The 6,000-nt window shown below is 39.7% G+C and carries 3 protein-coding genes; all 3 read left to right on the plus strand.

All coding sequences use genetic code 11. From position 1 onward, the window contains the following. Nucleotides 1-108 precede the first annotated feature (108 nt). Genes C233_RS0103725 through C233_RS0103735 form a run of 3 tightly spaced genes read left to right on the plus strand, consistent with a single transcriptional unit; the run spans nt 109 to nt 5,928 of the window. Entirely contained in the window at nt 109-2,937 is a 2,829-nt protein-coding gene (locus C233_RS0103725) for a type I restriction endonuclease subunit R (protein WP_018666073.1), read from the plus strand. Between the two features lie 6 nt (nt 2,938-2,943). Continuing rightward, nucleotides 2,944-4,497 (plus strand): type I restriction-modification system subunit M, encoded by a 1,554-nt coding sequence (locus tag C233_RS0103730; RefSeq protein ID WP_018666074.1) that lies wholly within the window; start codon nt 2,944-2,946, stop codon nt 4,495-4,497. An 18-nt stretch (nt 4,498-4,515) separates the two neighbouring features. Continuing rightward, entirely contained in the window at nt 4,516-5,928 is a 1,413-nt protein-coding gene (locus C233_RS0103735; protein WP_018666075.1) for a virulence RhuM family protein, read from the plus strand. The last annotated feature ends 72 nt before the right edge of the window (nt 5,929-6,000 follow it).

A 6,000-nucleotide genomic window follows, 5' to 3' on the forward strand; every position in this document is an offset into this window, starting at 1 on the left:
TGGTGGTCTTAGATGTATTTAATCTATATGAGGTTGAAAATACACTGAATGTCAGAATACTAAATAGTAAGATAAATAAGTAGTAACTACTCATAAAAAGGCAAGGATATGTCAACACAAAGTGAAGCGGCATTGGAAGCCGGACTGATAGCCACTCTTCAGCAAATGGACTATGAATATGTCCAAATTGTGGAAGAGGATAATATGTATGCCAATTTTAAACGGCAGTTGGAGATTCATAACCGCAAACGGCTGGAGGAACATGGGCGCAGCGAGTTTACGACAGAAGAGTTTGAGAAGATTCTCATATACCTTGAAGGTGGTACTCGCTTTGAAAAGGCAAAGAAACTCCGTGACTTATATCCGCTTGATACGGCTGATGGACAGCGTATATGGGTGGAATTTCTAAATAGGCAGCAGTGGTGTCAGAATGAATTTCAGGTTTCCAACCAAATCACGGTGGAAGGACGTAAAAAATGCCGTTATGATGTGACGATTCTAATCAATGGTTTGCCACTTGTGCAGATTGAATTGAAACGTCGTGGCGTGGAACTTAAACAGGCATACAACCAAATACAGCGTTATCACAAGACTTCGTTTCACGGATTGTTTGATTATATTCAGTTGTTTGTTATATCCAATGGTGTTAACACTCGCTATTTTGCCAATAATCCAAATAGTGGGTATAAGTTCACATTCAACTGGACAGATGCCGCCAATCATCCGTTCAATGAATTGGATAAGTTTGCCATATTCTTCTTGGAAAAATGTACACTTGGCAAAATCATAGGAAAGTATATTGTGCTGCATGAGGGTGACAAGTGCTTGATGGTACTTCGTCCTTACCAATTCTATGCGGTAGAAAAGATTTTGGATCGTGTACAAAACTCCAATGATAATGGTTATATCTGGCATACAACAGGTGCTGGAAAAACATTGACCTCATTCAAGGCAGCACAACTTGTATCAGAATTGGATGATGTGGATAAGGTGATGTTTGTTGTTGACCGTCATGACCTCGATACTCAGACGCAATCGGAATACGAGGCATTTGAACCGGGTGCAGTGGATAGTACCGACAATACGGATGAACTCGTGAAGCGACTTCAAAGCAATTCCAAAATTATCATAACCACCATTCAAAAACTTAATGCGGCAGTTAGTAAGACGTGGTATAGCAGCAAGATTGATGCTATCCGTCATTCACGCATCGTAATGATTTTTGATGAGTGTCATCGTAGTCATTTCGGGGACAGTCATAAAAAGATTATGAAGTTCTTTGATAATGCTCAGATTTTTGGCTTTACGGGAACACCTATCTTTACTGAAAATGCAGTGGATGGACATACGACAAAAGAAATTTTCGGCAATTGTCTTCATAAATATCTCATCAAAGATGCTATTGCTGATGAAAATGTGCTTGGTTTCCTAGTGGAGTATTATCATGGTAACGAGATTGTAGATAACGATAACCAAGCTCGTATGGAGGAGATTGCAAGATTTATCCTTAACAACTTCAATAAATCTACATTTGATGGAGAGTTTGACGCATTGTTTGCTGTACAGTCTGTTCCTATGCTTATCCGCTATTACAAGATTTTCAAATCATTGAATCCTAAAATCCGTATAGGTGCAGTATTTACATACGCAGCCAATAATAGTCAAGATGATGAACAGACTGGTATGGGTACGGGAAAATATGTCAGCGAAAGTGTGGGCGAAGCAGATGAACTACAATCCATTATGGATGATTATAATGAAAACTACGGCACATCTTTTACAACAGAGAACTTTCGTGCTTACTATGATGACATCAATCTGCGCATGAAAAAGAAGAAAGCGGATATGAAACCGCTTGACCTTTGTCTTGTCGTGGGAATGTTCCTTACTGGTTTTGACAGTAAAAAACTGAACACACTTTATGTGGATAAGAATATGGAATATCACGGTTTGCTGCAAGCATTCAGTCGTACCAACCGAGTGTTGAACGAGAAGAAACGATTCGGTAAAATCGTATGCTTCCGTGATCTGAAAAACAATGTTGATACGTCTATAAAACTGTTTAGCAATTCCGACAATCCTGAAGATATAGTACGTCCTCCGTTTGAAAAAGTTAAGCATGAGTACAAGAGTTTGGCAACAGATTTTCTGCAAAAATATCCAACGCCAAGTAGTATAGACCTTCTGCAAAGTGAAAATGACAAGAAGAATTTTGTACTTGCGTTCAGAGACATTATCCGTAAACATGCAGAAATCCAGATATACGAAGATTACAGCGAGGATGCTGAAGACCTCGGTATGACCGAACAGCAGTTTAATGATTATAAGAGTAAATACCTCGACATTACGGTTGGTTTTATTGACCCACCTGCTACACCGTCAACTGTTGCGGAAGATCCTGTTCCATATGGCAATAGTCAAGGGCTGGAAGACATTGATTTCTGTCTTGAACTTCTGCATAGTGATATTATCAATGTAGCGTATATTCTTGAACTCATTGCGGAACTTGACCCATATAGCGATGATTATTCAGAAAAGCGCAAGCATATCCTTGATACAATGATTAAGGATGCTGGAATGCGAGGCAAAGCAAAACTCATCGACGGCTTTATTCAAAAGAATGTAGATGAAGACAAGGAAAACTTCATGAATGGGCGCAATAGAGCAGATGGAACAAATGAATTAGAGGAACGTTTGAACCAATATATTGTGTCAGAACGCAATAAGGCTGTGAGTGATTTGGCGGATGATGAACAAATTTCTGCCGAAGTGCTTAATCTTTACATAAAAGAGTATGACTATTTACAAAAAGAACAGCCTGAAATTATACAAAAGGCATTGAAAGAGAAGCATCTCGGTCTTATCAAAACCCGAAAGGCTTTGACGAGAATAATGGAAAGATTGCGTAGTATTATAAAAACGTTTAATTGGGAATAAGATATTATGAGCGAAGAATTACAGCAGAAACTCCGTGACCAACTTTGGGAGGTTGCAAATCGTTTGCGTGGCAATATGTCGGCAAGTGACTTTATGTATTTTACATTAGGTTTCATCTTCTATAAGTACTTGTCGGAAAAAATAGAGAAGTATGCCAACAATGCCTTGGTGGATGATGAAATAACCTTTAAGGAATTGTGGGAAATGGATGATGCCGATGCGGTGGAACTTCAAGAGGAAGCAAAGAACCAATGCTTGGAGAATATCGGCTATTTCATAGAACCGAAATTCTTGTTTTCGTCCGTAATAGAGGCTATCAAGCGTAAAGAAAATATCTTGCCTATGCTTGAACGTTCATTGAAGCGTATTGAAGACAGTACTTTAGGACAGGATAGTGAAGAAGATTTTGGCGGATTGTTTTCAGATATAGACTTGGCATCACCTAAATTGGGCAAGACTGCCGACGATAAAAACACGCTCGTTAGTAACGTGCTTCTTGCATTAGATGATATAGACTTCGGAGTAGAGGCATCACAGGAGATTGATATTTTGGGTGATGCTTACGAATATATGATTTCGCAATTTGCCGCAGGAGCCGGAAAAAAGGCTGGAGAGTTCTATACTCCGCAGGAAGTCAGCCGTATCTTAGCAGAAATTGTTTCCATCGGACACCAGCGTTTACGCAATGTATATGACCCTACTTGCGGTAGTGGTTCGTTGCTTCTTCGTGCTGCTAATATTGGAAATGCAGTTGATATTTATGGACAGGAAAAGAATCCTACAACTTATAACCTTGCCCGAATGAATATGTTGCTTCATGGCATCAGATTCAGCAACTTCAAGATTGAAAATGGTGATACACTTGAATGGGATGCTTTTGGTGATACTCAGTTTGATGCAGTGGTTGCAAATCCTCCGTTCTCAGCCGAATGGAGTGCTGCCGACAAATTCAATACTGATGATCGTTTCAGCAAAGCAGGACGGCTTGCACCACGTAAGACTGCCGATTATGCATTTATTCTGCACATGATTTATCACTTGAACGAGGGTGGTACAATGGCTTGTGTTGCTCCGCATGGTGTACTATTTCGAGGAAATGCGGAGGGAGTTATCCGTCGTTTCCTTATAGAAAAGAAAAACTATGTGGATGCCATTATAGGATTACCTGCGAATATTTTCTATGGTACAAGTATTCCGACTTGTATTCTTGTTTTCAAGAAATGTCGTAAGGAAGATGACAATATTCTGTTTATTGATGCAAGCAAGGAGTTTGAAAAGGTAAAGACCCAGAACAAACTTCGTGAGCAACATATCCAAAAGATTGTCGAAACTTATCGTGACCGCAAGGAAATAGAAAAGTACAGTCACCTTGCCTCTCTTCAAGAAATAGCCGAGAATGATTACAATCTGAATATTCCACGTTACGTTGATACCTTTGAAGAGGAAGAACCTATCGACATAAAGGCTGTAATGGCAGAGATAAAGGAGTTGGAAGCCAAACGTGCTGAACTCGACAAAGAGATTGAAGTGTACCTGAAAGAATTGGGACTGGTAGAATAGTTCAGAAAAGTAATAGCAATGGGTGAAAATGACAACATACCTCAGATGACTCCTTCATTTGAGAATATATGCCGCAAGGATGAAAACGGGAATGAATACTGGAGTTCCCGTGACCTTTGTGGTGCAATGGGCTATTCTGCTTACTGGAAATTCCAACGAGTCATAGACAAAGCCATTAAGGTGGCTGGAGAAAAAGGAATGAATGTGGACGAGCATTTCAACCAAGCGGTTGATATGGTTAAGATAGGAAACGGCTCATTCCGCAAAGTAAATATATTCCGTCTTTCCCGTATGGCATGTATGATTATTGCGGAAAATGCTGATAATAAAAAGGTGCTCGTTCAACAGGCGCGAGACTTTTTCTCGCAATCTGTCTCAATGGCTGAACTCATGCATAATTCTCTAAGTTCTAATATATTGTTGTATAAAACAGCACAAGGAGAGGTACGGGTAGAAGTCATTTTCAACAGCGAAACATTTTGGATGTCACAAAAAAGAATGGCGGACTTGTTTGGGGTTGATGTCAGAACCATTAATTATCATCTCGGACAAATTTACGAAACAGGAGAACTTTCCAAAGAGGCAACTATCCGAAAAATTGGGATAGTTCAAACAGAAGGAGACCGGGAAGTGGAACGTATGCCACTATTTTACAATCTTGATGCTATTGTTGCAGTGGGATATAGGGTAAATAGCTATCAAGCTACTCAATTCCGCATTTGGGCTACTTCAGTGCTGAAAGAGTTTATCATTAAAGGATATGCCCTTGATGATGAGAGGCTGAAACAGGGTAAACATTTTGGAAAAGACTATTTTGACGATTTGCTTGAGCGTATTCGTGAGATACGCACCTCAGAGCGCAGATATTACCAAAAGATAACTGACATTTATGCAGAATGCAGTGCGGACTACGACCCGAAATCAGAAGATACAAAGTTGTTCTTCAAGATGGTACAGAATATGATGCACCTTGCCGTTACCCATCATACGGCAGCGGAAATTATCTATCAACGAGCTGATTCTGAGCAACCTTATATGGGGCTTACCACATGGAAGAGAGCTCCTGATGGAAGAGTGCAAAAGTCTGATACCATCATCGCCAAAAATTACTTGTCAGATTCTGAATTGTCCCAGTTGAATCTTATCACAACTGCCTTTCTTGATATGGCGGAATCACGTGCTGCACGTCATATCGTTTCAACTATGGATGATTGGAAAAAGTTCCTTCAACAATATCTTGCAACGATGGATTACGAGCCGTGCGATACAGCCGGAAAAGTGACACAGGAAGAAGCTAGAGATAAGGCTTATAGCGAATACGAAAAATATAAACTGATTCAAGATAAATCATACATATCGGATTTTGACCGTTTTAATGAGGGTAATGGTGAAACTCCATTGCTTCCATTTGACTTGAATCCTACAAAATAATGACAACTATGGCAATAGATAATAAAGATAAAAAAGTCCTTAATGTTCCCCATTTGAGATTCCCGGAGTTTA

This window comes from Bacteroides gallinarum DSM 18171 = JCM 13658 (assembly GCF_000374365.1).
GTDB lineage: Bacteria > Bacteroidota > Bacteroidia > Bacteroidales > Bacteroidaceae > Bacteroides > Bacteroides gallinarum.